This window comes from Mitsuaria sp. TWR114, from assembly GCF_007997345.1.
Genome location: NZ_VOSR01000991.1, coordinates 1 through 615, shown reverse-complemented (window position 1 = coordinate 615; position 615 = coordinate 1). Strand labels below are relative to the sequence as shown.

Annotated in this window: 1 protein-coding gene; it reads right to left on the bottom strand. The window is 68.6% G+C overall.

Annotated features, from left to right (window positions below):
* Nucleotides 1-593: hypothetical protein (locus tag FUT87_RS26605; protein WP_147242929.1), on the bottom strand; the 593-nt coding region annotated here is incomplete at its 3' end.
* Nucleotides 594-615 lie beyond the last annotated feature (22 nt).

Genomic DNA, 615 nt, shown 5'->3' with positions numbered 1-615 from the left:
GCTCGGGCACCGTCAGGTTGAAGGTGCTGCGCACGGCTTGCGCGTCGCGCAGCCAGCGCGTGTCGGTGACGGTCAGCCACTGGCGCGGGATGTTGCCGGCGCGCGTCCTTGAGCAGGTTGTCGTAGGGCAGCAGGCCCACCGCCGGGATCTGCGACAGGTTGAACATCCAGATGTCGTCGATCGTGTTGATCTCGGCGCTGCTGGCGCGGCGGTCGTTGAGCCGCACGCCGGCGTGCAGCGTGGTCAGCGCGCCGAAGTCGACCGGCTTGTCGCCATCCAGGCGCCACGCGGTTTCCTTGCCGGTGTTGCGGGTGCGGAAGTACAGCGCCTTGTCGGCCCAGTAGTTGGCCGGGTTGTCGAGCTGCGCGGTGGGCGAGAACGCCGACGGCAGCTTGGTGCCCAGGTCGAAGCTGTAGCTGACCGGGTCGTTGGCGAAGGTGCCCAGGCGCACCTCCTGGTAGAAGCGGTCGAAGGTGCTGCGGGTGTGGCTGAGGTCGCTGCGCAGCGTGGCGTCGCCGACCTTCCACTTGCCGGCCAGCGCGAGCTGGTCGATCTTGGTGTTCTCGTCGGCCACCGAGCCCGAAGTGCTCATGCTCGCGCCCCAGAAGCTGCCC